Consider the following 4,241-nt stretch of genomic DNA (forward strand, 5'->3'; position numbering starts at 1 on the left):
AGGAACGTCTGCGCGGGCTGGTCGGGCCGGAGGCGCCGGACGGCCCGGTGCCCGACGACGTGGTGGCCGCCGTGGTCGAGGTGCTGAAGGCGTGGGCGCACGGCGACGACCCGTGGCCCCGGCGGCCGGTGGGCGTGGTGGCGGTCGGCTCCCGGACGCGACCGTTGCTCGTCGGCTCGCTGGCCGAGCGGATCGCCGCCGTGGGCCGGCTGCCGCTGCTCGGCCGGGTCGACCCCACCGGCCCGGCCGGGGCCGGCGGGCCGCGGGGCAACAGCGCCCAGCGGGTACGCGCGCTGCACGACGCCTTCCACCTGCCCGGCGAGCTGGCCGGCGCGCTGCCGGGGCTGGACGGGCCGGTGCTGCTGGTGGACGACCTGGTCGACTCGGGCTGGACGATGGCCATGGTGGCGCGGCTGCTGCGCCGGGCCGGCGCGCCGGACGTGCTGCCGCTGGCGCTCGCGGTGGCCGGCTGACCCGTTTCCCGGCCTGCGCGGAAAGTTCCCGGGCCGGGCGGAATGCGAGCGTCACCACCGTCGGCGGACCGTCGTCTGGCCCGCGCCCGGGCGGCGGTACCGTGGGGTCATGACCGAGCAGCGACCCGTCGTCCAGACGTACACCGTGACCGGGATGACCTGCGAACACTGCGTCAAGGCGGTGACCGAGGAGCTGTCCGCGCTGCCCGGTGTCGACGAGGTCCGCATCGATCTGACCAGCGGCACCGCCACTGTCACCAGCGCGGCGCCGCTGTCCGACGAGTCCGTGCGTGCCGCCGTGGACGAGGCGGGTTACGAGCTGGTCGGCGGCGGTGCCTGAGTCGTCGTCGGTCACGTCCGGCACCGGCGTCGTCCCCGACGACTCCGAGGCCGGCTCCGACGCCCTCGCGACGCGGTCCGGGGACGGCGCGGGTGGCTCGGCCGGGGCGGCTGCGGCCGGTCCCGCCGTGGTGGACCGGGAGACGCTGCGGCTGGCCCTGGTGGTGGGCGGCCTGGTGCTCGCCGTTCTGCTCGGCTTCGGCCTCGGGCGGATGAACGCGCCGGCCGACCCGGCCCGGCCCGGCAGCGCGACGGCCGGCGGGGTCGCCACGGGCGGCGCCGACGGTGGCGCGCACGCCCACTCACCCGGGACCGGCGCGCACACGCACGACGGCGCCACTGTCACCCAGGGTGGCGGCGACGGCGCGACCGGACTGTCGATCACCTCGGCCGGCTACACGCTCGTGCCGTCGACCGAGCTGGTCGCGGGCCGCGCCGGTGAGCTGCGCTTCCAGATCCGCGACGACCAGCGCCGGGCGGTCACCCGGTTCGCCGTCGTGCACGACAAGCCGATGCACGTGATCATGGTCCGGCGTGACCTCAGCGGCTACCGGCACCTGCACCCGACGATGGCCGCCGACGGCACCTGGTCGGTGCCGATCACGGCGCCGGAGGCCGGCCCCTGGCGGATGTACGCGGACTTCACGGCGGTGGCCGACGACGGACGCCAGGTCGCCGTGGTGCTCGGTGCCGACCTGACCGCGTCCGGCGCGTACCGGCCCCGGCCGCTGCCCGCCGCCGCCACGTCGGCCACTGTCGACGGGTTCACCGTCGGGTACGCCGGCACGCCGGAGGTGGGGAAGTCGGTGCCGCTGCGGTTCCGGGTCACCGGCGCGGACGGCGCGGCGGCGGCGCTGGAGCCGTACCTCGGGGCGTACGGGCATCTGGTGGCGTTGCGTGAGGGCGACCTCGGCTACCTGCACGTGCACCCGGAGCCGGTACGCGACGGCGACGACGTGACGTTCTGGCTGACCGCGCCGGGGCCGGGCAGCTACCGGTTGTTCCTGGACTTCCAGGTCGGCGGCGTGGTGCGGACCGCCGAGTTCACGCTGACCGTGGCCTGAGTCGCGGGCGTCGGCGGCCGGGAGGTCAGCCGGCCCGGCGGACCGGGCGGCGGGCCAGGTAGCGGAGCAGGTCGCGGATGTGGTGCTTCTCCTCGGCGGGCACGTTCGGGTCGGCGAGCCGATCCAGGATGACCCGCACGTCGGCCTCCACCGGGCCGTCCTCGGCGCCCCGGCGGCGGGGCACCGGCCCGGCGTCGGGCAGGCCCAGCGCGCGGAACGCGGCCGCCACGGGCAGGTCGAGGGCGGCGCAGAAGCCGCGGACCTTCGCGAGTTCGGGATAGTCCTGCCAGTCTCCGGCCAGCCAGCGGAACACCGTGGAGCGGCCGACACCGGTGTGGGTGGCGAGGTCGGTCACCGTCCAGCCGCGCTCCTCGCGCGCGGCGTCGATGGCCCGGCGTACGAAGCGCGCGAAGGCCATCTGTGGCGAAACGTCTGCGGAACCCATCCCTGGTGGATCTGTCCCCTTCCTCCGGTGGCCCGGCTCGCGCACCGAGCCTAGTACGCCGGACCGGAGAAGTAACTGACTGATCGGTCCGGAGGTCCCGTCGGCGAGACCCGACAACTACGGAAGTGTGCTTCGGGCAATGTGCTTCGGGTAATAGGCTGAGTGAACCCTGGGAGTCGATGGAGGAACAGCATGGCCGAGCCGGACCGTCCCGTACCGCATCGCCCTGGGGCGGTGAGCCTCTTCTTCGTAGCCAAGGCCGCGGTGTTCGCGCTCGGCTTCTGGATCTGGCTGCTGGTGCTGGCGGTACGCGGTGGCGATGCGACCGGCGTACACCTGATCGCCGCGACCGGCGCGATCTGCACGACGCTGGCCTCGGTGGTGCTGGGAGCCCGGATGGCGTTGCAGCGCAACGCCGCGGTCCGGCACGCCGAGCTGAAGCGGATGCTCGTGGACATCTCGTGGAACGCCTTCGCCGCCGCCGGGAACGCCGAGCAGTCCGGGAAGGTGGTGCCGTTCCCGAGCGCGTCGCACGACGGCGAGTGGCCGCCGCACCGGAACGCCGGTGAGCGGGTGTCGGTGCTGGACCGGGGCGACCGCAACCGGGGCGACCGGGGGCGGTAGGACCGCCGCGGCTCAGCCCGCCTCGGCCAGCAACGTCTCCAGCCGGGGCGTGACACCCCACTCGCCGACCAGCTCGCGATACTCCGCGCGCTGCGCGTCGGCCGGCGCACCCGCCGTCCGGCGTGCCCGGATGAGCAGGTTGCGCGGCGTGTGCTGGGAGTCGACGAACTCCACCACCTCGGCGCGGTAGCCGTGCAGGCGCAGCAGCGCGGCCCGCAGCGAGTCGGTGAGCACGTCGGCGAACCGCTCCCGCAGGATGCCCTGCCGGGTCAGCAGCTCGTACGGCGCGGGCGCCTGACCGGCCCGGAGCTGGGCGGCCAGGTCGTGGTGGCAGCAGGGCGCGGCGAGCACCCAGCGGGCGCCCCAGCGCACCGCCCGGGCCAGCGCCTCGTCGGTCGCGGTGTCGCAGGCGTGCAGCGCCAGCACCAGGTCGGGCGCCGGTTCGACGGGCGCCTCGGCGATGGTGCCGGCCACGAACCCGACCCGGTCGGCCCAGCCCAGCCGCTCGGCCAGCTCGGTGTTGCGGCGGCGCTGGTCCTCGCGGACGTCGACCCCGACGAGCGTCACGTCCAAGCCGCGCTGGACCAGGTAGCGGTAGGCGGCGAAGGTCAGGTACGCGTTGCCACAGCCCAGGTCCACCACCCGCAGCGGGCCGGTGAGGTCGTCGGGCAGCGTGGCCGCGAGCGCCCGCAGGAACGCGTCGACCTGCCGGCGTTTGGCCGCCGAGCCGCCGATCTCCCGGAACAGGGGATCGCCGGGGTCGAGCAGCCACTCCTTGGACCGGTCGTGCCCGCCCGGCTCGGCGGCCGGACGGCTGGCGGCCGCGCGGTGCACCTGCGCCTCGCCGGACTTGGTGACCCGGAGCTGGAGCGTGGCGTCGGCGGTCTCGACGTGCCAGTTGCCGAACGGCTCGGCGAGCAGTTCGTCGACCGCGGCGCCGGCCTCCGTACCCGGTGCCACGTTGCGGGTGTGCGGCCGTGATCCGTCCGAGACGGCGATCTGCAACCGGGGACCGGCCTTCAGCGTGACCGGGCGCAGCTCCGCGCGTACCACCGAGGGACGCTGCCCACGGCGGCGCCCGGCGGCGACCGCGCGGGTCAGCCCCGGTGCGAGCAGCAACGCCCGCACCTCGGCCAGCGCCGAGTCCAACGCTTCCGGCATCAGTACCTACCTCTCCTGCTCTCCCCGCGCTCCCACTCGCCCGCCCTGGCCCCGACCCCGTCGATCATGAAGTTGGCGGCACCCGGACACGGCGTGTCGCGCCGTCAACTTCATGATCGTCGGGATGAGGGGAGG

The 4,241-nt window shown here is 75.1% G+C and carries 5 protein-coding genes and 1 pseudogene; 4 read left to right on the forward strand and 2 right to left on the reverse strand.

Going from position 1 to position 4,241, the window contains the following annotated elements; genetic code table 11:
* The 3 genes and pseudogenes from EAD96_RS00600 to EAD96_RS00610 all read left to right on the forward strand — a co-directional run.
* Nucleotides 1–473 (forward strand): annotated as a pseudogene (locus EAD96_RS00600) (recombinase RecQ); the annotation flags it as partial.
* Nucleotides 474–582: 109 nt separating this feature from the next.
* The gene (locus EAD96_RS00605) at nucleotides 583–813 is read left to right on the forward strand and encodes a heavy-metal-associated domain-containing protein (RefSeq protein WP_120573033.1); all 231 of its coding nucleotides are present in this window, start codon (nucleotides 583–585) and stop codon (nucleotides 811–813) included.
* Nucleotides 806–1,876 (forward strand): hypothetical protein, encoded by a 1,071-nt coding sequence (locus tag EAD96_RS00610; protein ID WP_121682891.1) that lies wholly within the window; start codon nucleotides 806–808, stop codon nucleotides 1,874–1,876. The genes EAD96_RS00605 and EAD96_RS00610 overlap by 8 nt, the downstream gene beginning before the upstream one ends.
* A gap of 25 nt (nucleotides 1,877–1,901) precedes the next feature.
* Here EAD96_RS00610 and EAD96_RS00615 read toward each other — a convergent pair whose 3' ends face one another.
* Entirely contained in the window at nucleotides 1,902–2,321 is a 420-nt protein-coding gene (locus EAD96_RS00615; RefSeq protein ID WP_026268433.1) for a helix-turn-helix transcriptional regulator, read from the reverse strand.
* Between the two features lie 234 nt (nucleotides 2,322–2,555).
* Here EAD96_RS00615 and EAD96_RS00620 point away from each other — a divergent pair, with 234 nt between their 5' ends.
* Nucleotides 2,556–2,945 carry a hypothetical protein gene (locus tag EAD96_RS00620; protein ID WP_233585322.1) on the forward strand — a complete coding sequence of 130 codons (390 nt, stop codon included), beginning with the start codon at nucleotides 2,556–2,558 and terminating at the stop codon, nucleotides 2,943–2,945.
* Nucleotides 2,946–2,957: 12 nt separating this feature from the next.
* On the opposite strand, the gene EAD96_RS00625 is transcribed toward EAD96_RS00620, so the two are convergent.
* Nucleotides 2,958–4,106, reverse strand: coding sequence for an SAM-dependent methyltransferase (locus EAD96_RS00625; RefSeq protein ID WP_121682893.1), 1,149 nt, complete (start codon nucleotides 4,104–4,106; stop codon nucleotides 2,958–2,960).
* Nucleotides 4,107–4,241 lie beyond the last annotated feature (135 nt).

The sequence above is a fragment of the Micromonospora sp. BL1 genome (assembly GCF_003667485.1).
Lineage (GTDB): Bacteria > Actinomycetota > Actinomycetes > Mycobacteriales > Micromonosporaceae > Micromonospora > Micromonospora tulbaghiae.

Excerpts from the sequence above, each read along its gene's own strand:
- EAD96_RS00605 (WP_120573033.1), top strand. The coding sequence starts at position 583 with ATGACCGAGCAGCGACCCGTCGTCCAGACGTACACCGTGACCGGGATG.
- EAD96_RS00615 (WP_026268433.1), bottom strand. The coding sequence starts at position 2,321 with ATGGGTTCCGCAGACGTTTCGCCACAGATGGCCTTCGCGCGCTTCGTA.
- EAD96_RS00625 (WP_121682893.1), bottom strand. The coding sequence starts at position 4,106 with ATGCCGGAAGCGTTGGACTCGGCGCTGGCCGAGGTGCGGGCGTTGCTG.